Origin of the sequence: Treponema vincentii (assembly GCF_010365865.1) — a bacterium.
Lineage (GTDB): Bacteria > Spirochaetota > Spirochaetia > Treponematales > Treponemataceae > Treponema.
Genome location: NZ_CP048020.1, coordinates 284,453 through 305,390, shown reverse-complemented (window position 1 = coordinate 305,390; position 20,938 = coordinate 284,453). Strand labels below are relative to the sequence as shown.

Genomic DNA, 20,938 nt, shown 5'->3' with positions numbered 1-20,938 from the left:
CTCAACGTACAGTAAGTACGCCTCCGCTTCGCTTTTGCTAAACTCCTTGTAGTTTCAGAACGGACATGGATGTCCGTGGTAATAAACAGGAGCGAGATTTGAGTTATGCACAAATCTCGTCGTTGAACAGTGTACACGGACGTACACTGTTCACCCCCGCCAAGGACGGCGGTGGTTCCATGCAGTAGCAAGTTTTTCGTTAGAAAAACTTGTCGTTGAGAAGCGTACACGGATGTGCGCTTCTCAACAGGCTATTTCCGCTTTTTGTAGGCAGCGGCGGAGCCTGCGCTAACGGGATGTTTCTTTCTCGTGTCTTTGTCGCGGAAAAAGGCTTCGCGCCGGTTCCCTTCACGCAGTTTTCGTGAAGGGCTTTTTTTTGTATAGCCGGCTGTATGCGGGCTTTTTTCGTTTACGCTATCCGATTTTGTGTCGATGTGGATATGCGGCATGTTGGCTTTTTTCTTTGAAAGCCTCAGTGCCTCGTGAGCAGCGTCGGCCGGTAAATCCGCGAGCGAAAAACGGTCGAATAATTCGATGTGGTCAACCGCGTGTTCGGGAATGGAGAGCAGCGTACTAAAAAACTGCGCGAGGCTCCGCTTGCTCGTTCCGTCCTTTCTACCAAGACCGATATAGAGCCGGATGGTATTCCCGCCGGAGAATTTTCCGCGCTTGTCTTCGGTGCGGGGGACTTTGATATTTCTGTAATGGGATGCCGACAGTACCGAACCGTAATGCAACTGTAGCACGGCGGCAAGCACTTCGACGCTGCTAATATTCTTGACGCCGGATACCGCGGTCTCAGCGCCGAAGGCAACGGCTTCATCAATGTTTGCAGTATTTGCAACAGCAGTATCGGTACCATCGGCGGCGTTTTCTTCTGCTGTGGCGAAGCTTGCTTTGTTTTCGGCTAAGAGTTCCCGGGCGAGTTCGATAAAAGGCTTGTTGACCGTATGTTCGGCACGGACGGTATCCAGCTTCCGCCGCAGATCGGAAAAGAGCCGCTCCTGTTTTTGCGCGAGGACTTTTTCTATAGAAGGAATTTTCCCTTCCTGCAGCTCGCCTCGTGCATGGCGGCGCAAATAGTCGATCCTGCGCCGTTCATTCGGGCGGATAAAACTTACCGCCGTCCCCTTCGCTCCCGCCCGTCCGGTTCTGCCGATACGGTGGGTATAGGTGGAGCCGTCATACGGAATAGAATAGTTGACAACGTGCGTAATCCCTTCGATATCGATACCGCGGGCGGCGACATCGGTTGCAACGAGAATACGGGTTTTCCCCGCCCGAAAACGGCTCAAGATTTTTTCGCGCTGCCCCTGCGGGATGTCTCCATGCAAAGCGGCGGCTTCGTAATGCCGTTCGTCAAGCTCTTTCGCAACCGCATCGGCGTCAACCTTAGTTTGGCAAAAGACCAGCCCGTAAAAGTTTTCGGCGGTGTCGATCAGGCGCACCAAGGCCTCGCTTTTATCTTCTTCCCTTACCATCCAAAAAAACTGTTCGGTAAGCGGCAGCGGTTCTTCCGATGCCTCTTCTTCTACAATTTCATATTCGCCCATAAAGTCGGTAGCGATTTTCAGAATCTGCTTGGGCATCGTCGCCGAAAACATCAGTACTCGTGAATCGGGATTCGCCTTTTTGAATATCGTTTCGATATCTTCGATAAAGCCCATGTTCAGCATTTCATCAGCTTCATCTAAAATAAAATAGTCGATACTGTCCAAATTCAGTGAGCCGCGCTCTAAATGATCGATAACACGGCCGGGGGTTCCTACGACAATTTCGCATCCGCGCTTTAAGTTTCGTAATTGTTCGACAATCGACGCGCCACCGTATACGGTCGTGATACGGGGATGGGTTCCTTCCTTAAACGATTCTATTTCCGAAGCGACTTGCAGCGCAAGTTCGCGAGTAGGCACCAATACCAACGCACGCGGTTTTTCCCGCGGTTCCCTCAATTCCTGTACAAGCGGCAATCCGTAGGCGGCGGTTTTACCGGTACCTGTTCTCGCCTTTGCAATAACGTTCGCATCGCCGTTTAAGAGGCGCGGAATTGCCAACACTTGAATGGGTGTCGGCTCTTCAAACCCTTTTGCCGCTACCGCATTCAACACGGACTCATCGAGTCCCAAATCTCTAAAAGATATATCCATAATCGGTGCGAGTATATCAGATACGAAGATAAGTTCATAGCCTGCTTTACAAAGGAAAGCTAATATGTTATAGTGCTTATCTTGGAAGCCGGCGTGGTGAAATTGGTATACACGATAGACTCAAAATCTATTGGGGGCAACTCCGTAAGGGTTCAAGTCCCTTCGCCGGCATGTTCTTCAATTCACCACTTGTTAATCCACCGGTCTTCAATCTATCAAAACTACTAAAAATGAAACATGGAACGAAAAGACGCAGAACTTGCATTTTTATTGCAATATGAAAATGTCGCATGGTATGAAAAAGGGTGTGTCAGAATCCTTGACCGGCGCATCTATCCCGAAAAAATAACGTATGTCGAATGTTCTTCGTGGCAGGAAGTCCGGCAGGCGATTGCCGATATGGTAACCCAGAGCGCTGGGCCGTACACGGCTGCCGCTATGGGGATGGCGCTTGCAGCATATCAAGTGCGGAATGAAGGGGCGGAGAAGCAGCGGTGCTTTCTTGAAGAGGCGGCACAAGGGTTAGCTCATGCCCGGCCGACGACGGCAAACAGAATGGGACAGATTACGGCGGGCAGTCTTGCTGTGGCTAAAGGCGCTTTGAACGCGGGGCAAGATATAGTAACCGCCCTTTTTAACACTGCAATAGACTCACTGAATCGGCGCTACGGTATAATGGAAAAGGTTGGAAGCTATCTTGCAGAGCTTTTTCCGCAAGGGGGCGGCGTTCTTACCCAGTGCTTTGGGGAAACGATTGTCGGGATGATGCTGAAGGCAGCCCGTGCGCGCAATAATCCCGTTAGAATAATCTGTGCTGAAACACGGCCGTTCTTGCAAGGCGCTCGCTTAACCGCAAGCTGCGCCGCCGATATGGGGTTTGACACCACCGTTATTACCGATAATATGGTTGCCTATATGATGCAGCAGGGACACGTCGATCTTTTTACCTCGGCAGCGGATACTATTACGCGGGACGGGCATATCGCAAATAAAATCGGTACTTTTCAAATTGCCCTGCTTGCGGATAGGTTCGGGATACCGTACTATGTAACCGGTATACCGGATGCAGATAAAAATGATGCCGCCGATATCCGCATCGAACAGCGTAATCCTGAGGAAGCGCTTTCGTGCCATGGGGTGCGGCATACTCATCCTGCGGTAAAAGGAATCTATCCTGCGTTCGACATTACGCCGCCTCAGCTTATCAGCGGAATCGTAACCGACAAGGGAATATATCACCCCCAAGAACTCGGTGCGTATTTCGATACGCCGCAGGAGCGATTCTATTAGATTATTACGAGATTGCTAGGTTGTTACTATGGATATACAAAAAGTTCCTTACACCCGCGTTATTACTCCGGCTCCACGCCGCCCCATCGAAGATGCAGTACCGCTGTTTGGGTCGTACTCGGGGATGTTCCGTACCTTTGACATACGGGGCGTCAAAAAGCCGTTTGGGAATTTGCCGCTCCCGTCGTTCATTACTGACACTCGCATAACAGACACATTGCGGCTTCTTTTTTGCGACGATAACCTTATCGGCGAAATTGAATTTTTTTACGGCGGATATTTTGCCTTTATGGAGACAACACTGTGGAATCGGCGCACGAACCGCTTGCTTGCCTACCGGCAACTTTTGCCGCTGGGGTTTGTGCACCTGCCCAAATACATTGCGTACAGCGTTGCAACCTGCCGCGTTAAACGGCGGTACGTGCGTATCTTTTCCCGCCTTTCCAAAGGGATGCTCTATGCCGATTTTGATTTTCTTGCTGCCAACGATCGGCCGTCATGCGAGGGGCGGCTCGATTTTGATTCGCGTTCACCGCAATGTACCGACTATTCTGCCGTTATTCCTGCTTTTGTGAGCCGCCGGTGCCAAGCCGTATATTTTCGCTCGTTTGCCGTAAACGGATGGGTTACTTTTGGGCATAACCAAGATATACAGCTGAGTAAGGCAAGCGGAGTCGGCTTTTTAGATTTCAGAAAAACGTATACGTCTCCTCATACAAAGCGAAGCGTTGTTATCGGACTGGGATTTATCGAGGGAGCTCAGGTTTCTTTTCATTTAAGTGATTCCATCGCTCCGGACAGCTACAGCTATAACGACAATATTTTATTTTACGGCGGAAAACGAATCCCGTTACCACCGGTGCGTATTACATACCCGTTCGGATCTTCCAAAAACTGGATTATCCAAGATACCGAAAATATGGTCGATTTAACCTTTACACCCGGTGCAATTTCGCAGCGGAGCTTGAACATACTCGTCTGGCGGCGGGATTATAAGACTATCTGCGGTACTTTTGAAGGCTCTTTTTTAATTGAAGACGGAGTTGTACTCAAACTAAAAGGATTTCCCGGCATTGCAAAAAAAGTCCGGATGCGGATGTAAGCTTTACTGTATGGGGAACCTCTAAAAACTGCAAGCCTATCAGCTTGTTCTGTAAGGAATAATCATCGTATCTGCTAACGCGGACTGCGAATCAGTTTTGAGAGGTTTTCCTTAGATTTAATTTGCGTTATGAGTTACTATTCCTCTTCCGTGTTCCGTGACTTTTGAAATTGATAGATAAAATCGGCAATGGGTTCCAGACCGTTTTGGATATGCATCATATCGATTTTCTTTTCTATAGAAGCCAGTAGTGAATCATCGGCTATTATTTCTTTTACTTTTTTTATTATTTTACGCGGTTTTGGAATATACCAACCGAGGTTGTTATTAACAACATAGAGCATATTCCCGAGTTCCTGCCCGCGCACATAGCTCGCAAGGATTAACGGCTTACCGGCGGACAGTGTTTCCATAACAGTAGCAGGGCCACCTTTAGTGATAACGCAATCGGACACATTGATTAGATCGGGCATACAAGCGACAAACCCGAACACCTGAATATTAGCGATGCGCGTGGTTTTAAGCAGGATTTCCAGCTGCGTTTTTAACACTTTATTTTTACCACAAATAACAATTAAATGAGCTGGGCAGCGTTGAAAGATAAAAGCGTTGACAATAGCAAGCGTCGCTTTTAACCCTTCTCCGCCGCCGACAACCATCACGATTTTTTTATCAAGCGGGATGCCGTGTTTTTTTTTAGCGGCAATTTTTTCGTCGAGCGTATACCGCCGGTCAAAATTCCGCGAAAGCATAATAGGAAATTGATGTACTTGTTCCGGTTTAAAGCCGTAGTACGAGATTGCTTCTCTTTGCAACTTCCGTGAAAAGACGATAAGCTCGGTATCTTTTTCATAAAACCACAACGGATGCGCGGTGAACGGATCCATCACAATGGAAATAAGCGGGATGCTAGGGTTTACTCTATTAATGGCAATCCGTGCAAGCGGGATAAGTATTTCGTGCAGGCAAACCAGTTTTGTAATTTTTTCGGTTTTAAGAAACGTTATCAAATTTTTTACAAGAAAAGGGCGCAACAGCCATTTACAAAATGTTAAAACGGTTTTCGACTTCGTTAATTGATAGAATGCGACATAACCGAGTTCAAAGTAGTTTGAAGTTGCAAGATACCCTTTTTCACAAAAAATACGTGCAACCAAATTAGTGCTGTTAAAGCCGTTTTGCGGTATATATTCGGCATTATCCGGATATTTTTCCTTTAAGCGCGCTACTAAGGCGTTCGCACCGGAAATATGTCCGCCGCCTGTCTTTAGGTATAAAAAGCCGATACGTTGTCTCATTATAGACACTATATCAAAAAGAGGTTATAAGCGTAAAGACGATGGGATTGAAACGCTGTAACCAAGTTTTTCTACCGTCGCCATAAATCGGGTGATTTGCTAGCGGATTGATGTCTTGACAAACTATATATTTTGCCGATAGCATAAAATGAGTATTTTTTAAATAACACGGAGTGATGCCCGGTGGTATCTAAAATGAGGAGAAACCTATGCATTTACATAAAAAAGCAGGTGCGGTGGTATTATTGACCGCCATTGCTATTCATTTATATGCGTTCGATTCCGGCTTCACGCTGGGGCTAAAGGCGAATTTTTCAGGTTCGTACACAGATCCTCATATTGGAAAAAAAGATATGGAGTATCTTGGCGCCCAATTTATGCGGGGTATGGTTGGGTTTGTTATGTCAGGAGAAGCCGAATTAGCTTATGCTTTCGATGCTGTGCGTTACTTTAATTGTCAAACAAATGACGTCTTTAGCGGACTCGGGCTGGCCTTTAACCTTGGTATCGGACAGGGGTTTTCCGGACAGATTTCGGGTAGTAATGGTGTTGAAGTCTATTGCCGCGTCTATATGACACCCATAGTAACTTTTGGGACGGCGGTAAAAGCGATGTTTTTTCAGAATAGGTTTGCACTCGGTTTCGGCTTGGGCGGAAAGATGCTCGCGGATCCTCAGCCTACGTATGAACTGTATACAAACTTGAACGAAAAACAGCTAAAGGAACTGAAACAAGAAGGTGCTGATTTTTACCCCGAAACGGGAACACTCTATATCCCTAAATCCATGATGGAAAAGATGAATCCGCTTGGGCTTACATTAAAAACCTCAATAGAATACAACCAGCCCGTCATTTCCCGAATGGATCTTACCGTCGGCGCCTATATGTCGTATACGATTTATAAGCCGGGGTATGTTTCCTTGCCGAGAAAACTTATGGAAAATGCAAAAAAAGTGAATCCTAAAATCGATTTTGAAAAGGACAAACTAAAGTCTTTCTATATGAATAATTTTGACTTCGGTATAAGTTTGGGGCTATTGTTTAAGGTGTAATGAGAGCTGAAAGCTTTTTTAGGCGCTTAAAGACCGCCTGTAAAAAGTGTTTAGGAGGAGAGTTTTATGCAAATTAAAAAGATACTTATTTTAAGCTTAACGGTTTTTGCCGGTTGCCTGTTTTTTTCATGCCAACCGGCTTTAGGTGCCTCGTGGTATAAACGTTCCGTTAAAGACGGCGAAGATAAAAAAATGCTGACCGTACAATCGATAACGGTATGCGGAGTAACGCTGTACCCCGAAGTCAACGGGGAAGATTTTATAGGAAAAGTAAATGCAAAAGATGCAATACTTTATCCCGACGATATAAGTGCCGCTGTAAAGGATAATACCGGCACCCCCGTTGGAGTTTCGGTAACGATAAAAGGATCGGGCGGGCAGGCCGCTTTAAAAGAAGGGGAGTCCGTAACCGTTCCTATCAGAATAATAGACGAACAAAACCCTGCCGTCGAAGTACAAAAATTCCTTTTTTTGGAACAAGACAGCTCGATAAATAACGGTAGTGCTGATTATAACCCTAAAGACCCGCATGGTAATAAAAAGTTTATCGTAAAAATTAAAACTGAAGCTGAAGAGGTAGATCCTTGGGTGTACTATAAAGAAGGGGAACCCGATGAGCGGGATACGGATAACTTTAACTCAAACAAATTCAATGAATGGGTTGTATATATAAACGGTTTTAACAACGCTGACAATGTAGCAAGTTACAAATTTAAAGATGCTGTTTGGCTGCCGGACGGAGCTTATGGAGAAAAATATCATGATCCTAACTTCGGTTCCGGTATTAAAGAAATGGAAAATGTATGGTTTTACTGCTATAAATCTCGTCCAAATAGATGGAGTGGAACGGTTCCTCCCTTGTATGATGCAGAGAAAGAAGAGCGCTTCTATTTTTATCGCTTTACAAGTTCGGGTGCGCACTTCTTATCGAAGGGTACATCGCTTGATAATTCAATGTTTTGCGTAGATAGGTATTCAAAGTTCCTCTTTTATTACAGTGACCCTAAGGATATAAGCGGTTTAGGTGTTCCCTCCGATTGGACGGATTATGCACAGCCTAGTGAAAATAGACATATTCAGTTTCCTGAACCTTTTTATATGACTGACCCCGTCGGCTTTGTAAAAGAAGACGGCTCGGTGGTATTGTATGACTGGATAAAAAAGAATATAAAAGCAAATAATTATCATGCGCAAAAGGATGCTGCGTTTAAAGAACCTGCTGAAAAAAAGTCTTCTAAACCGGGCTATTCTCCCTATAGAGGACAGGTTAAAGTAACCAGAAAAACCGTTACCAAGGATAAAAATCCGAAATACACGGCAGTTAAACCCGTTATTTTGGAACAGCCCAAAGACGGTTATGCAAAACTGAACAGCCCCGAACTCGTTTTTGAGGTAAAAACGGAACCTGTACCTGAAGGCGAAACGCTTTCGTATCAATGGTATAAGGCCGATATGCGGACAGGAGCCGGTACGAAAATTGATGACGCAACGGAAGCATCATACAAAATAACCGATACCTCAACCGAAACAAAATGCTATTTTTATTGCATCGTCAAAAATACGAATACGGACAACAATAAATCGGAACAAACTGAAAGCGAACGGGCAAAATGCCACATAACTGACGGACAAATTCAGTCCGACGCTTTAAATCCTGAAATAACTGAACAGCCTAAGAGTAAAACTCTTCGTCTTAACAGTACGGAACAGCTTACCATTAGAGTAAAAGCCGTATCCAAAGACGGCGGCACCTTATCATATCAATGGTACAAGGCTGCCTCGCCTGTGGCAGAAGGAATGCCCGTAACGGATGCCGATAAAGCCGAGTACACCTTTACACCTGACGCCTCCGCTGCCGGCATAACATACTATTATTGCCTAATTACGAATACTAACAGTACGGTTCAAGGCGAACAGTCTGCAAGCAAAAAAAGTGCTTATGCTGCAATCGAGATCGAAGAGTCTTACAAGGTTGAATTTTTCGTAGATGGAGATGGCGGAGCCCTTACTGCCTTGCATAATGGGAACCCCATTAAATCCGGTGATTATGTAAAAAAGGGTGAGATGGTCAAATTTATCGCAGCTCCGAAACGCCGGTACATTGTTAAAGAATGGGAAGGTGTTACTCCCGAAGCATCCATTGCTGACAAAACATATGCCATATTAACGGTTGGAGCGGCAAATGCTGCCGTTTCCGTCTCTTTTGAGCCGAAGATGCGCCTTACCGTAACACCTAAAATACAGAATGTAGATTTACAGTCGTGGAGTACGGCAGACGGTGATCACTTCAAGCATAAATATATTGATGGGGTTCATCTTTCTCGTAAGAATGCGGTTCAGGTAACCGGTGGAAGTAATATTACAGAATCGTGGGGTTACATGTTTTCCATTGAAAACAATAGTGGGAAATGGATAAAGGTTAAGTCGGAAGATTTTATCAAAGTAGGAGCCGAAAAATCCGCAGATGCCGCTTGGTTGACAACCGAATTTTCTTCGTTTTCTGACTTAAAGATATCTCTTTCCAATTACCTGATTAAAGCAAATCGACACGATTATTGGTGGGCGGAATGGACGACATGGGGAGGTGGGAATGTATATCCTCTTCAAGCCATCGACGACAACAGTATTTTTCCTTTGGTATACAATGAAACTACGGGAATGTGGACGGTAGATAAGGCCAATGTTAATATAAAACGCTCAGACGATATTCCGTTGCCGACCGAATTTGCGGGTACAAAACCGAATCCTAACCGAAAAATTTCCTATAAGGGCGTAACGATTACCTACGACGAAAACTTTACCCTTGCCGACGGCGAAGAAAAAGACTTTGTAATTACTTATACGGTAGATAACCATGATGAAACTCGCTCAAAGGGAACCATAAAGGTTATTTACACGATAGGGTGGAAGTAATCACTAATTGGTAATTATGAATTAGAGAAAAGACCAGGACGCATAAAGGATACAGAGGTGAAACGTTAGTTCATTAATTGCGCCCAGCTAAAAGCCGTTTTATGTTGAAGAAATTCTACATAAAATGGCTTTTTTTATGGGTAGGCGCGATCTGCTCCTTTAGTAAGGTTTTGGCAGCGGGGTAGGACGAGCCGGTTTGGCGGTTGTACCGCATCCGAATAGATTGAAGATGTAGAGCGTTCTATGATATTATGAGAAGAGAGAAGAATGCTCTAAAATTGTAGCAGGAATCTTTTGATGGTTATGAGTGCAATAAACAGCGGAGGTAAGCTCTATACAATAGGGTGTTCGATTCATACTATCGAATCTTTCATTGATATTCTCAAAAAACACGAAGTTAATGTCGCCATTGACGTCCGATCTACTCCCTATAGCAAGCATACGGCTCAATTCAATAAAGAGAATTTACAGAGAGTGACAAGTCACAATCGTATCTATTATTCATCTTTTAGTAAGGAATTCGGTGCTAGGCGTAAAGAGAACTGTGTTTATACAAACGATACTGTCAGTTTTGATAAAGTAAAGCAGCTTCCCATATTTATTAATGGGGTAGAAAGAATTAGAAAAGGACTACAAGAAGGATATCGTATTGCTCTTATGTGCACGGAAAAAGAACCTGCCGACTGCCATAGATTTAGCCTTGTTGCTAAAGGCATTTCAGAGAGAATCGGTGTTTATGCAAACCATATTTTATATGACGGCAGTCTAATGACGACTAAAGACATAGAGCAGCAGCTGCTTAAACAATATTCAATTGAGGCAGAATTATTTGACGGCAATGATGATCCGCTTGTTCAATTATATAAAATACTTGAACATAAAGTTGCCTACAGTTTACATAGCAGTGAGGTAGAGATTGAAAGATAAAATTTATACAATCAGATTTTCAAAAAAAGTGCACAAAATTTTTTTTCATTATTAGGTCAATCGACAGCAAATAAACTTATTGATATCAGACTTAATAATGCCTCTCAATTGGCAGGATTTACAAAATCAAATGATCTGGAATTTTTTTTAGAAAAGCTCTTAAATTGGCAATATATTTATAAACCATTATTAGCTCCTACAAAAGACTTGTTACGTAATTATCAAAAGAAAGAAATTACCTGGGCAGATTATGAAGTTGAGTATTTAAGAATTATTGAACAAAGAAATATACTGAATATCATAAAAAAAGACGAGATCATCAACGGTGTATTACTTTGTAGTGAAGATCGTCCCGACCAGTGTCATAGAAGATTATTAGCGGAATATTTAGCACGAAATTGGGGAAATATTGAAATAGTTCACTTATTTTAATATGGGGAGTAGACATTACTTTAAATTTCGAAATATATGCCTCAGCGTAAAATGATATTTGTTAGACTTAATCACTGCGCTGAGTACATTCATAGGCTTCTATCTGGAATAGTCAATGATTACTAATGTGCAAGAATGTATAAAACCTAACAGCCATTTCAAATAAGATAGATATTACGGAATCGGCAATTTGAGCGGAATATTGATAGTGTTGGTCTTTTTTACTGAAAAGAAAGACAGAATACGGTTAATATCTGCGCGGCAAGCAGACAAAGACTTGAGGAAGGTATATCATATTTTCCACTAATAGACCGAACCGGATCTAATTACAATCAGGCTCTCTATAATTTCTCCTCCCAAAAGTATATAATCATTGATACATGGAAGCGCTTATACTTTTTTGAAGAGTAAGCAATACTTTAATTTTTTATAAGGAGAGACGTTATGGATCAAAAGAAACGAAAAGTAACGATTGTCGGTGCGGGCTCTGTCGGGGCTACATTTGCCTATGCGTTAGCTCAAAGCGGTTTTGCCGATGAGATTGCAATAACCGATATGAATAAAAACTTTGCGGAAGGACAGGCAATGGATCTTGTCCACGGCTTACCGTTTTTGCCGCAAGTCGATATTCATGCCGGCGGGCAGAACGATTACACCGACAGCGATATCATCGTAATAACCGCCGGAGCAAAACAGCAGCCGGGAGAAACGAGAATAGACCTCCTTAAGCGTAATGCCACCATCATTAAAACCATTGCCAAAGAAATCGCCGCAAGCGGCTGTAAAGGTGTTATGCTGCTTGTCAGTAACCCTGTCGATATTCTTACCAAGGTAGCGCTCGAAGCAAGCGGTTGGGATCGCGGAAGGGTTATCGGTTCCGGCACCGTCTTGGATACCGCTCGTTTCCGCTACGTACTCAGCAAAGAATGCGGCGTCGATGCCCGTAATATACACGGATACATCCTCGGCGAGCACGGCGACAGCGAATTTGCCGCATGGTCGATGACCACCATAGCCGGACGGCGCATCGACGAATACTGCGGCCACGGAGTTTGTAGTTCTGGTATTCACTTCGATAAAGAAAAAATCTTAGACGAAGTACGCCATTCCGCCTATCATATCATCGACTACAAAGGTTCAACCTATTTTGCCGTCGGTCTAGCACTTACCAGAATTGCCGGCGCCATTCTGCGAAATGAGCGCAGTATTCTTTCCGTTTCTACAGCCTTGAACGGCGAGTTCGGTCTGCATGACGCCTGCTTAAGCGTTCCCTGTATTGTCGGCAGAAACGGTGTTGACAGAATTATCGAAGGCGAACTACCCGCGGATGAACAGTCTGCGCTCGAATCAAGCGCTCGCCGACTTTACGATGCATACCTTTCCATTTGCTAAAAAACATATTTTTATCTAGAATTTTACGACAGCTTTATGTATCGTGTGCAATGAAAAAAACACACGATACATAAAACGGTTTCCGGCTCCAATCTTCTCCCCTCAAGCCTTTTGCTAATAGACCGTGGAACAGCATACATCCTTGTACGCTGTTCCACGACGAGATTTGTGTATAACACAAATCTCGCTACTGCTTGAAACCACGGACATCCCTGTCCGCTTTGAAAAGCCTTTTACCGTAAGCCTTTTGAAAATAGCCTGTTGAACAGTGTACTTCCGTGTACACTGTCCAACGTCGAGTTTGCGGGGCAAACTCGCTGCTGCTCAATTTCACGGACATCCCTGTCCGTTCTGAAGATGCTAGGAGCGTACAAAAAACACCCTCAGGCACGTCCAAAAATGAACATCCTTGTTCATTTTTAAGCTGCCAGTTTGCAAGCAAACTGGTTACTGTTTAGAACCAGCGGCATCCGTGCCGCTTCTGCCACGTTGAGGATTAATTTGTGCGCAGCACGAAGTAGCTGCACCCTTTCCGTAAGCCTTTTGAAAATATACGGTATAGATACGAGGCGCGAGCACAAATTAACCGCAGGCGTATCTTTGATACGTTGAGGATTAATTTGTGCGCAGCAACGAAGTAGATATGCCGTATATTTTCAAAAGGATAGCTTGCAGGGAGAGGGTAAGCATGCTACACTTATCATATGAAAACTATCAATAAAGATTTACAATCTATTACGGAACACTTCCCTTCCGACTTTACGGAAAATGAAAAAGCGGCGGCGAAAACGCTTTTTTTAAAAAAGCTTTCGCTGTTAACACACGAGTTTTATGGCGGAAAACTGCAAACCGTCCCAAAATGCGGGATCTATGGGTTTAACTGGTTTAACGTTTGGTATACGCCGGGCGTATCCGCCGTTTCTACCGGAATCCGTGATAATCACGACAGCTCCTTTATGCTTTCCAATCGGGGAAACCTCGTAGCCGTTGTCAGCGATTCCACTCGCGTACTGGGGGACGGAGATTGTTCTCCTTCCGGCGGTCTCGGCGTTATGGAAGGAAAATGTATGCTGATGAAGTACTTAGGCGGTGTCGACGCGTATCCCATCTGTATCGATTCCTACGTCAAGCCGAATGAAGAAAAGAAATACAACTTCCCTGCCGGTAAACATTGCCCCGATAAGATTATCGACTTTGTGAAGATGCTGGAACCGAGCGTCGGCGCAGTTAATCTGGAAGATATTCAGCAGCCGGACTGCTTTAAAGTTCTGGATACGCTGCGGGAAGAATGCGACATTCCTGTTTGGCATGACGACGCTCAAGGAACGGCATGTATTACGCTTGCAGGGTTGCTCAATGCGCTGAAATTGGCGGGTAAAAAAATCGGAGACTGCCGCATCGTGTTACTCGGTGCCGGGGCTTCCAACACGACGATTGCACGCCTCATCCTGCAGGACGGCGGAGATCCCGCAAAGATGATTATTTGCGACTCCAAGGGTGCGCTCCATGCAGGCAGGGAAGACATCAAAGCCGATGCACGCTATTACCGCAAGTGGGAGCTGTGCCAAGCGACAAACCCCAAGCGGATAAACGACTTTAACGAAGCGCTAAAAGGCGCCGACGTGCTGATCGCTCTGTCCAAACCGGGCCCCAACACGGTAACCAAAGAGCAAATTGCCTCTATGGGCGATAAACCCATCGTGTTTACCTGCGCAAATCCCGTCCCCGAAATTTGGCCGCACGATGCCAAAGCTGCCGGCGCCTTTATCACCGGTACCGGGCGCGGAGACTTCCCGAACCAAATCAATAACTCCGTCTGCTTCCCCGGCATCTTGAAAGGTGCGTTGTTGGTTCGTGCACGGAAGATTTCCGACGGTATGGCTATCCGCTGTGCGCACTCCATTGCCGACTATTCGGAGAAAAAAGGCATCGATCCTGAAAACATCGTCGTAAAGATGAATGATGAGGATGTCTTTGCCGTCGAAGCGGCCGATGTCGCAATGCAGGCGATAAAAGAAGGTCTTGCCCGTATCACTATTACATGGGATGAAGCATTTAAACGAGCTAAGGCCGAAATTGCAGAAAGCAGAGCGCTGACACAGCAGCTGATGGATAGCGGGTTTATCAAAGAACCGCCGCAAGACTTCTTTAATCAAGCGATGGATTACGCGATCGAACAAATCAAAAACCAGCGTAGCAAATAAAAACAAGCTTTCTGAATACGGAAATTTTATTCGTGCGGAGGGTTTAATACCCCGACGCTTGCGTCGGGGTTGTTGATTTAAAAAGCAAAGCGCTACAATAGCCGCTTAACCTTCATTTATAATCTTTGCCACTGCGCATAGCAGCGGCAAAGTCTGTATAAAAGTTATATAAGACATAAAGACCGTTGTAGATTACTACAGCGATAATAAACAGCCAAATTACAATCTAAACGCCGCAGCTATCCGTAACGTAAAAACATTACCGAAGCCGAATGTTGATCCGACTTTATTATTGTCGTCAGCGATATTTGATTTTTCCATACTACGCAAAAGTCCTGAAAAACTTATCATATCATGCAGTCCTATATTAATACCGATGTGCTCTGTAAAAATATATTGGAAGCCGATATGTAATGCTATTGGTGTCCACGCATGATAAAAATTTTCCAAACCTTGCCCATTTAAGCGCGTCCAAAATCTTCCCAGCGCAAGACCGGGGCCAATACCGGCATGAATACTGAAAGGCTGTTTAATTCCATACGTATAACCGAACAGCATTTGGCCGTCCCATATAAAACCGCGGACTTTCATTGACTCGGCACCGAAGCCACCGCTTTTATATATGCCGACAGGGAGTGCTGCGTTATTAATAAGACTGAAGGTAAAGCCGCTGTTTTCATGAATAAAATGCATATCAAGCCCTACAGCGGGAGCAAAAATAGTATATGTTGCCGCTTTATCTGAAGTCTTAGGAGTGCCTCCGCTTATTATAACTTCATAACTTCGCACTGTATACGATGAAAATCCGATACCGGGTGAAAAAATAATTTCCGCAGCAAAACTATTTACTGCACCAATTAGAATACATAAAAAGAGTCCTGTTATTTTTTTCATTGCGGAACTCCTAATAGTCGAGTCTCGTCTTAAAAAGAGTATACATCTGACGAAAAAAAAACAAGCATTCATCTGTAAGTTGTTTATTTGGCTGGATTTATCAGCACTCTTCGTAGAGCCGCCGCTTTTCTGTGCAGTGTGTAGTTCATACAACAGTGGAAATCCGAACAGGTACATCGAGCGGAGTCCTGCATAATTATCGTAAGACGTTTGTCCTATAACAGGGGAGAGGGGATGTCCAAGTTTTGAGGTTTTTGGGCATCCCCGTACTGTTTACCGGCGTTTCTATATTCGGAACCGCCGGCATTTTTCTTAAAAGGCAGGTACGGCCTCTTTTTCCGAGACGGTCTCCTCACGCATATCGTCTAACGCATCAGCAGGCTGTTTCCCGTTTTTGAACAAGGGCTTAAACTCGATATGTTCGGCTACCACTTTAATCTTGCTGTAGTGTTTACCATCGGTGCCTACCCAGCGGTCTTGCTTTAAACGTCCGACAACTCGTACGCCGCGGCCTTTTGTGCAATTTTCTCCGCAGAGTTCCGCTAGACGTGCCCATGTTTCTACATCAAAAAACGAAGTTTCCTGTGTCGTTTGATCTTCCTGCTTAAAAAAACGGTTCGAAGCAATGGAAAACATACAGAGCGGTGTCCCCTTAGGCGTTGCCTTTACCACGGGATCGCGAACCACATTCCCCTCAATGATCAACGAATTCAAATTGTGCATAATAGCCTCCTAAAATAAGAGTACCGAGTTGCCACTCGCCGCGGTGCCGGTCTCTTTTGATCTTGTAGTACCTGTTATATAAAGCATTCATTTAAAAATGGCTGGAAATTTACGGTATTTTTGCAAAAAAATTAAAAAATTTACAAACTTTTTTTATATGCACTATCACTATTAAGAGAAAAATCGATACGGTTGGAGCGATAGTCTTGACATTCGCCGTTATTCTAGGCTAATATACAAACCACTTATGGAGCGGTGGCCGAGTGGTTTAAGGCGGCGGTCTTGAAAACCGTTGTGCTGCGAGGTACCGGGGGTTCGAATCCCCCCTGCTCCGTAAAATAAAAGGCGGCACGTTCCTTTATACGTGCATATATAAAACCGATAACTTAGATAGGCAATAACTTTGGAGCGGTGCGAGAGTGGCCGAATCGGGCTCCCTGCTAAGGAGTTGTACCCATCCGGGTACCGGGGGTTCGAATCCCCCCTGCTCCGTAAGATAAAACCGGGTATTATTGTACATTAAATGGCTAGAATGCAGTAATGGACAAAGCATATCGGGGATATTTGAGATTATAGCTCAGTTGGATCAGAGCGTCAGATTGCGGATCTGAAGGTCGGCGGTTCGAGCCCGCCTAGTCTCATCGGTTTTTTTGTGTTTGAGATTATAGCTCAGTTGGATTAGAGCGTCAGATTGCGGATCTGAAGGTCGGCGGTTCGAGCCCGCCTAGTCTCATTGTTTTTTTTAATTTTGAGATTATAGCTCAGTTGGATTAGAGCGTCAGATTGCGGATCTGAAGGTCGGCGGTTCGAGCCCGCCTAGTCTCATGCTACTGGAGAGATGCGAGAGCGGTCGAATCGGGCGGTCTCGAAAACCGTTGTACCGCAAGGTACCGGGGGTTCGAATCCCCCTCTCTCCGTTTTTTAACGGAGCCGCGCGTTCAAGCATTGTCTTTCTTTATGCGTTTTACGAAACACCTTGAAAATTTCAATACTTTCAGGTGCTTTCAACACTTTGGAGAGATGTCCGAGTGGTCGAAGGTACACGATTGGAAGTCGTGTGTGCCCGAAAGGGTACCGAGGGTTCGAATCCCTCTCTCTCCGTACCGGGACCTATGCAAAGAAGGTTTTTCGAACCCCGTCAGATCCGGAAGGAAGCAGCGGTAGATTAATTCTTCTTGTGCCGTAGTGCTCCCGGTTTTTTATATCCTCTGTAAGTTTTCTTTCTCAGTTGACCGTATCCCTCCAATTTATTCTATAAGAATAGTCATTGCATTCATTAGAAAGATGATCGCATCGGCTAACAAGCAACTTGTACATTTAGACTGATAGCGGTATGATAGCGGCTGCTTCGTAACACTTTTAATGATAGGAGTAATAATGAACGAACATAAATTATTTACCTCGGAATCGGTCGGAGAAGGCCATCCCGATAAACTTTGTGATCAAATTTCTGATGCAGTTTTGGACGCTTGTTTACGTGATGATCCCGAAAGCCATGTTGCGTGCGAAACCTTTGCTTCAACTGCGTTAATCCTTATCGGTGGAGAGATTACCACCAATACTTTTGTTGATATACAGCAAACAGCCCGCAATATTGCGCGGGACATCGGCTATACCGATTCCGCATTCGGACTTGACTGCAACTCTATGGCTGTTTTAAGTATGATTCATGCTCAGTCCCCCGATATTGCGCAGGGGGTAAACGGTACCGGCCTCAGCGAGTATCAGAACCAAATGGGTGCAGGGGATCAGGGGATGATGTTCGGCTATGCGTGTAAAGAAACACCGGAATTGATGCCTGCCCCTATCATGTATGCACATAAGCTGCTGCGGAAGGCATCGCAGTTGCGTAAGTCGAAAAAGATCGATTGGCTGCGCCCCGATGCAAAGAGTCAAGTAACGGTAGAATACGAAGGAGATAAACCCGTGCGTATCGATACGGTCGTTATCTCCCATCAGCATGACCCCGAAATTTCTTATGCTTCGTTAAAAGAAGCGATTATCGAAAAGATTGTTAAACCCGTCCTTGAACCGACCGGTTTACTGGATTCAAAGACAAAATTCTTTATTAACCCGACCGGCCGCTTTGTTATCGGCGGCCCTTTCGGCGACACCGGTTTAACGGGGCGGAAGATCATCGTGGATACCTACGGCGGTATGGGGAGGCACGGCGGCGGTGCCTTTTCCGGTAAGGATCCGACCAAGGTAGATCGTTCAGCTGCATATATGGCGCGCTATGTCGCAAAGAATATCGTTGCTGCGGGTTTAGCCGAACGGTGCGAGTTGCAGTTTGCCTACGCTATCGGTGTACCGTTTCCCGTTTCGATTCGGGTAGATTCCTTCGGTACTGCAAAGGTTCCGGAAGATGCAATCGAAAAAGCCGTTCAGCAGGTATTCGATCTCAGCCCTGCCGGTATTATCAAGACATTGGATTTACGTAAACCTATTTATCAAGCGACCGCTGCCTACGGGCACTTTGGCCGCCCCGAATTCAGTTGGGAAAAAACCGATAAGATTGACGCTCTAAAAGCAGCTATAAAATAGTAGCGACATGCATATCCTGCTGCGTGGCGTTCTTGTTTTAGTTTTTACCTCTTGGTTATGTACCTCTTGTGCCGATCCCGCGTCGTCGGTATCGCTTGCATTGCCGGTAGACAGCGATGATACTGTGGTTTATCTATTAGCTGCATCCGTTTCCGGTATGCAGAGCCGGTGCGTGCCGCTCAAGGCTTTAAATACAAATGCCCAAACGGGTACGATAGATGATCCGGAAAAATCCGATGTCATGTGCTTCGCTTTTGAAAAAAGCCCTACGATGTTCGGTTTAACCGATTCCGGCTTATATGCCCTCGAGCTGGAGTTTGAACCGTTAGAGTTCACCGGTCAATCGAGCCGCACAGCACCTATCAACCCAAACGCTATTCAAACTGATGCTGCCCAATTTGCCGTAGGGCTGCTTTATGCAAATGATTTTTCCGCTTTCGGTAAGTTAAAAGAAAACTTCCGCCCGCAGCATCCCGTTACAGCGAAGCTGCTGCCGCGAGGGAACCTTACGGTTAGCATCGGCTTTGCAGGCATAGCGGTGGGGACAGCTCATATTAGGGGCTTTATGGTTTCGGCAAAATCGGCTCTAAAGCTGAAAAGTACGGCTGTCGTACCCGTTCGGTACGGTTGGTTAAAAGATGGGGCTGCACTGTGGTACGGTACAACCGCCGATGGAGATGTTATCCCGCCGGAATTATGTACCGAATCGGGAGTTCCCCTACGCACGGAGCTCCCTAAACCGTCGGCGATTATACGTGCGGGAAATACGGAGACAGGCGGTAGGGACTCTATCAGTATTCATTTTGACAAAACCCAACCGGTTAATCTGACGGCAGGGCAAAAACAGCCGCGCCTTTCGTTTCAATGCGGTGACAAGCGTATATCCGTATTTCGCGCACCGGATATATACCAACTTACGCTTGACAGCTGCCTTTTTTCCGATCCTCTTTTAACGCTTGAACAGATTGATGTGGATAAGGCGGCCGCTGCGGATATGCCGCCTGATGCGGAGCGGTTATCCAATACGGATACGCTTCCTGATACGGGTGAGCAGGCAGATGCGGCAGCCATAGTCTGCGGTATTACGATCGAATATTCTACCCCCTCTCTGATGACTCCGATTACTGCCGATCCGGGGCTTATTCCGGATTGGCCGCAAGAACAATGGCGACAGCCCTCTTACGAGCTGTTTTCATGGGAACAATTTCCTTCGGTGCTGATCTTTGATTTTGCCGACTATTCGGTACAGGATGCCTATCTTAAACGGCTTTCGTTCTTTGCGGAAAAAAAAGGCTTTACGGGAAAGCTTCTTTCAGATGGAGCGCTGACTTCTCTCCACGGGTTTAATGCCCACGACTACAGAGCAGAAACGCTTGCAGCATTCTTTCAAAAGGCTGAAGAAGAACATTTCCTGCTTAACAAATCGGAATTGCATTTACGGAAAATCCTTTTCCGTAACGGCATTATTATTCGTACGGAAACCGGTATTGAGGCGGGGAAGGGTGCAATCGTATCTATAAGCCGTCAATCTGAGCGGGATCTCCGTTACCGGTTTATTACCCACGAGTGTCTGCACGGTATTTATTTTACGGAAGGAAGTTTCCGTGATACGGTAACGGAAGTCTTTCGGCAGACGAACCCACGCGCCACGCTATTTTTACGCCGTTATTTTGAAATATATCCGGCCTTGCAGTATAACACTGACGACGATTACCTGCTGCAAAACGAGTTTATGGCTTATCTTCTCCAACAAAGCAATGATTTACTTCAACAATATTTTGTACAGCTTTCATGGCTCCGGTTAATGAATACAGCTGAACCGGCTCTTTGCAGATACATTCGCAAGACCAAGGTGAAAGATTTTATGCAGGCAGCGATGCAAATGGATTCTTTTTTATATACGACATGGGGAGTAAGGGGGGGAAGAATATCTTTAGCAAATATGGAAACTTTGTAAAAAATCGATAAATTTCAATATTATTATTGAAACGTTTTTTGTATTTCATGGTTTAATCATTTA

Annotated in this window: 14 protein-coding genes, 8 tRNA genes, 1 other RNA gene and 1 pseudogene; 20 read left to right on the top strand and 4 right to left on the bottom strand. The window is 45.2% G+C overall.

What is annotated here, in order from left to right:
* Nucleotides 1-251: 251 nt before the first annotated feature.
* A complete protein-coding gene (locus GWP43_RS01370; RefSeq protein WP_162662128.1) occupies nucleotides 252-2,147 on the bottom strand; it encodes a DEAD/DEAH box helicase in 1,896 nt (631 codons plus the stop codon).
* Nucleotides 2,148-2,234: 87 nt separating this feature from the next.
* Here GWP43_RS01370 and GWP43_RS01365 point away from each other — a divergent pair.
* From GWP43_RS01365 to GWP43_RS01355, 3 genes are all read left to right on the top strand, one after another.
* Nucleotides 2,235-2,318, top strand: a tRNA-Leu gene (locus GWP43_RS01365).
* Nucleotides 2,319-2,384: 66 nt separating this feature from the next.
* Complete coding sequence (locus GWP43_RS01360) at nucleotides 2,385-3,437, top strand: S-methyl-5-thioribose-1-phosphate isomerase (RefSeq protein WP_162662127.1); 1,053 nt, start codon at nucleotides 2,385-2,387, stop codon at nucleotides 3,435-3,437.
* Nucleotides 3,438-3,465: 28 nt separating this feature from the next.
* Nucleotides 3,466-4,539, top strand: a complete 1,074-nt coding sequence (locus GWP43_RS01355; protein WP_162662126.1) for a DUF2804 family protein — start codon at nucleotides 3,466-3,468, stop codon at nucleotides 4,537-4,539.
* Between the two features lie 137 nt (nucleotides 4,540-4,676).
* Here the strand turns inward: GWP43_RS01355 and GWP43_RS01350 are convergent, their stop codons facing one another.
* Nucleotides 4,677-5,837 (bottom strand): glycosyltransferase, encoded by a 1,161-nt coding sequence (locus GWP43_RS01350; protein ID WP_162662125.1) that lies wholly within the window; start codon nucleotides 5,835-5,837, stop codon nucleotides 4,677-4,679.
* Nucleotides 5,838-6,046: 209 nt separating this feature from the next.
* Between GWP43_RS01350 and GWP43_RS01345 the strand changes: the two genes are divergently transcribed.
* The 7 genes and pseudogenes from GWP43_RS01345 to GWP43_RS01315 all read left to right on the top strand — a co-directional run bounded on the left by GWP43_RS01345 (nucleotide 6,047) and on the right by GWP43_RS01315 (nucleotide 14,757).
* Nucleotides 6,047-6,889 (top strand): hypothetical protein, encoded by an 843-nt coding sequence (locus GWP43_RS01345; protein ID WP_162662124.1) that lies wholly within the window; start codon nucleotides 6,047-6,049, stop codon nucleotides 6,887-6,889.
* Between the two features lie 66 nt (nucleotides 6,890-6,955).
* Nucleotides 6,956-9,802, top strand: coding sequence for a hypothetical protein (locus tag GWP43_RS01340; RefSeq protein ID WP_162662123.1), 2,847 nt, complete (start codon nucleotides 6,956-6,958; stop codon nucleotides 9,800-9,802).
* 303 nt (nucleotides 9,803-10,105) lie between these two features.
* Nucleotides 10,106-10,729 (top strand): DUF488 domain-containing protein, encoded by a 624-nt coding sequence (locus GWP43_RS01335; RefSeq protein ID WP_162662122.1) that lies wholly within the window; start codon nucleotides 10,106-10,108, stop codon nucleotides 10,727-10,729.
* A 15-nt stretch (nucleotides 10,730-10,744) separates the two neighbouring features.
* Nucleotides 10,745-11,161 carry a DUF488 domain-containing protein gene (locus GWP43_RS01330; protein ID WP_162664706.1) on the top strand — a complete coding sequence of 139 codons (417 nt, stop codon included), beginning with the start codon at nucleotides 10,745-10,747 and terminating at the stop codon, nucleotides 11,159-11,161.
* Nucleotides 11,162-11,327: 166 nt separating this feature from the next.
* Nucleotides 11,328-11,468, top strand: a pseudogene (locus GWP43_RS15500) (BrnT family toxin); the annotation flags it as partial.
* Between the two features lie 137 nt (nucleotides 11,469-11,605).
* Nucleotides 11,606-12,553 carry an L-lactate dehydrogenase gene (locus GWP43_RS01320; RefSeq protein WP_162662121.1) on the top strand — a complete coding sequence of 316 codons (948 nt, stop codon included), beginning with the start codon at nucleotides 11,606-11,608 and terminating at the stop codon, nucleotides 12,551-12,553.
* 704 nt (nucleotides 12,554-13,257) lie between these two features.
* The gene (locus tag GWP43_RS01315) at nucleotides 13,258-14,757 is read left to right on the top strand and encodes an NAD(P)-dependent malic enzyme (RefSeq protein WP_162662120.1); all 1,500 of its coding nucleotides are present in this window, start codon (nucleotides 13,258-13,260) and stop codon (nucleotides 14,755-14,757) included.
* A gap of 219 nt (nucleotides 14,758-14,976) precedes the next feature.
* Here the strand turns inward: GWP43_RS01315 and GWP43_RS01310 are convergent, their stop codons facing one another.
* Both GWP43_RS01310 and GWP43_RS01305 read right to left on the bottom strand, forming a co-directional pair.
* Nucleotides 14,977-15,651 (bottom strand): DUF2715 domain-containing protein, encoded by a 675-nt coding sequence (locus GWP43_RS01310; protein WP_162662119.1) that lies wholly within the window; start codon nucleotides 15,649-15,651, stop codon nucleotides 14,977-14,979.
* A gap of 312 nt (nucleotides 15,652-15,963) precedes the next feature.
* A complete protein-coding gene (locus tag GWP43_RS01305; protein WP_162662118.1) occupies nucleotides 15,964-16,374 on the bottom strand; it encodes a single-stranded DNA-binding protein in 411 nt (136 codons plus the stop codon).
* Between the two features lie 249 nt (nucleotides 16,375-16,623).
* On the opposite strand from GWP43_RS01305, the gene GWP43_RS01300 reads away from it, so the two are divergent.
* From GWP43_RS01300 to GWP43_RS01255, 10 genes are all read left to right on the top strand, one after another.
* Nucleotides 16,624-16,708, top strand: a tRNA-Ser gene (locus tag GWP43_RS01300).
* Nucleotides 16,709-16,779: 71 nt separating this feature from the next.
* A tRNA-Ser gene (locus GWP43_RS01295) sits at nucleotides 16,780-16,866 on the top strand.
* 74 nt (nucleotides 16,867-16,940) lie between these two features.
* Nucleotides 16,941-17,015: transfer RNA gene (locus GWP43_RS01290), tRNA-Arg, on the top strand.
* Nucleotides 17,016-17,032: 17 nt separating this feature from the next.
* A tRNA-Arg gene (locus GWP43_RS01285) sits at nucleotides 17,033-17,107 on the top strand.
* Between the two features lie 17 nt (nucleotides 17,108-17,124).
* Nucleotides 17,125-17,199 (top strand) — tRNA-Arg (locus GWP43_RS01280).
* 7 nt (nucleotides 17,200-17,206) lie between these two features.
* A tRNA-Ser gene (locus GWP43_RS01275) sits at nucleotides 17,207-17,291 on the top strand.
* 97 nt (nucleotides 17,292-17,388) lie between these two features.
* A tRNA-Ser gene (locus GWP43_RS01270) sits at nucleotides 17,389-17,475 on the top strand.
* Nucleotides 17,476-17,574: signal recognition particle sRNA small type (ffs, locus tag GWP43_RS01265), an RNA gene on the top strand.
* A gap of 177 nt (nucleotides 17,575-17,751) precedes the next feature.
* Nucleotides 17,752-18,918, top strand: a complete 1,167-nt coding sequence (gene metK / locus GWP43_RS01260) for a methionine adenosyltransferase (RefSeq protein WP_162662117.1) — start codon at nucleotides 17,752-17,754, stop codon at nucleotides 18,916-18,918.
* Nucleotides 18,919-18,925: 7 nt separating this feature from the next.
* Complete coding sequence (locus GWP43_RS01255) at nucleotides 18,926-20,875, top strand: hypothetical protein (protein ID WP_162662116.1); 1,950 nt, start codon at nucleotides 18,926-18,928, stop codon at nucleotides 20,873-20,875.
* The last annotated feature ends 63 nt before the right edge of the window (nucleotides 20,876-20,938 follow it).

Bases quoted from the DNA above. Each gene is read 5' to 3' on its own strand.
- GWP43_RS01370 (WP_162662128.1), bottom strand. From the start codon at position 2,147: ATGGATATATCTTTTAGAGATTTGGGACTCGATGAGTCCGTGTTGAAT.
- GWP43_RS01360 (WP_162662127.1), top strand. From the start codon at position 2,385: ATGGAACGAAAAGACGCAGAACTTGCATTTTTATTGCAATATGAAAAT.
- GWP43_RS01355 (WP_162662126.1), top strand. From the start codon at position 3,466: ATGGATATACAAAAAGTTCCTTACACCCGCGTTATTACTCCGGCTCCA.
- GWP43_RS01350 (WP_162662125.1), bottom strand. From the start codon at position 5,837: ATGAGACAACGTATCGGCTTTTTATACCTAAAGACAGGCGGCGGACAT.
- GWP43_RS01345 (WP_162662124.1), top strand. From the start codon at position 6,047: ATGCATTTACATAAAAAAGCAGGTGCGGTGGTATTATTGACCGCCATT.
- GWP43_RS01340 (WP_162662123.1), top strand. From the start codon at position 6,956: ATGCAAATTAAAAAGATACTTATTTTAAGCTTAACGGTTTTTGCCGGT.
- GWP43_RS01335 (WP_162662122.1), top strand. From the start codon at position 10,106: ATGAGTGCAATAAACAGCGGAGGTAAGCTCTATACAATAGGGTGTTCG.
- GWP43_RS01320 (WP_162662121.1), top strand. From the start codon at position 11,606: ATGGATCAAAAGAAACGAAAAGTAACGATTGTCGGTGCGGGCTCTGTC.
- GWP43_RS01315 (WP_162662120.1), top strand. From the start codon at position 13,258: ATGAAAACTATCAATAAAGATTTACAATCTATTACGGAACACTTCCCT.
- GWP43_RS01310 (WP_162662119.1), bottom strand. From the start codon at position 15,651: ATGAAAAAAATAACAGGACTCTTTTTATGTATTCTAATTGGTGCAGTA.
- GWP43_RS01305 (WP_162662118.1), bottom strand. From the start codon at position 16,374: ATGCACAATTTGAATTCGTTGATCATTGAGGGGAATGTGGTTCGCGAT.
- metK (WP_162662117.1), top strand. From the start codon at position 17,752: ATGAACGAACATAAATTATTTACCTCGGAATCGGTCGGAGAAGGCCAT.
- GWP43_RS01255 (WP_162662116.1), top strand. From the start codon at position 18,926: ATGCATATCCTGCTGCGTGGCGTTCTTGTTTTAGTTTTTACCTCTTGG.